1 protein-coding gene is annotated in these 1,021 nt (G+C 64.4%); it reads left to right on the top strand.

The annotated features are described in order from the left end of the window. Positions 1 to 104 precede the first annotated feature (104 nt). Positions 105 to 1,021 (top strand): RNA-guided endonuclease InsQ/TnpB family protein (locus AC07FN_RS45960; protein ID WP_478401396.1); only part of this gene is annotated, 917 nt, incomplete at its 3' end.

The following is a 1,021-nucleotide window of genomic DNA, read 5'->3' as shown; positions in this document are numbered from 1 at the left end:
CACTTCGTGACGAAAACCAAGTGAGCGTGCATGAGGAAAACTACGTGTCTGCCGGTACGGAACTCGCTGTCGGTAGCCATAAACCAAATGCTACGGTGATCCACATGGCGGCGACGGTGAAGACCGAGGATGCCGGGCATGCTCGGTACACCTATCGGCTTCGCTTGTCGCCGACCTCCCGGCATGCGCTGCTGGCCGAGTGGGATCGGTGCCGGTGGGTGTGGAACCAGTGCGTGGCCACCTCCCGTCAGGCGCACCGTGCGGGTGAGGAATGCGGTCCCGCGCACCTGGACAAACTGCTGACTGGATGGCGGGCTGAACATGACTGGCTGAGTGCCGGGGGTTCGGTTCCGCAGCAGCAGATCATCCGTGACTTCGCCAAATCCCGCGCCAAGGCGTTGAAGGACGTCAAGGCCCGGTTGCCGATGCGGCAGCGGGCGGGGATGCCGAAGTTGAAGAAAAAGGCCCTGGCGCGTCCGAGCTTGAACTACACGCTGCGCGGGTTACGGGTCAAGGACGGTCGTCTGCACCTGGCGGGTGGCATCGTCACCACGGTGGTGTGGTCCCGCGAGCTTCCCTCCGCACCGTCGTCGGTGCGTGTGTACCAGGACGCCCAAGGGCACTGGTATTGCTCGTTCGTGGTCGCGACCGAGGTGCAGTCGTTGCCGGAAACCGGTCAGGTGATCGGCATCGACTGGGGTGTGGCCGAGACTGCTACGACCACATCCGTTGCCCACGATCTTCCGCATGCCGAGCACGGCAAACGCGCGGCGGTGAAGCTGGCCCGCTATCAGCGGATGATGGCCCGGCGTCGGCCGGCGAAGGGCAAGCCCGCTTCAAAGGGGTACCGCAAAGCCAAACGCCAGGCCGCGAAAGCGCACGCGAAGGTCGCCCGCCAGCGTCAGGACACGGCCCGTAAATGGGCCATGCGCGTGGTGACTGACCACGATGCGATCGCGGTGGAGGACTTCCGCCCGAAATTTCTCGCGAAGACCACGATGGCCAGGAAAGCGGCTGATGC

It is taken from the genome of Saccharopolyspora sp. NPDC045941 (genome assembly GCF_056431445.1).
Note: the sequence above shows the minus strand (reverse complement) of the source record. Positions and strands in the feature narration are given on the sequence as shown.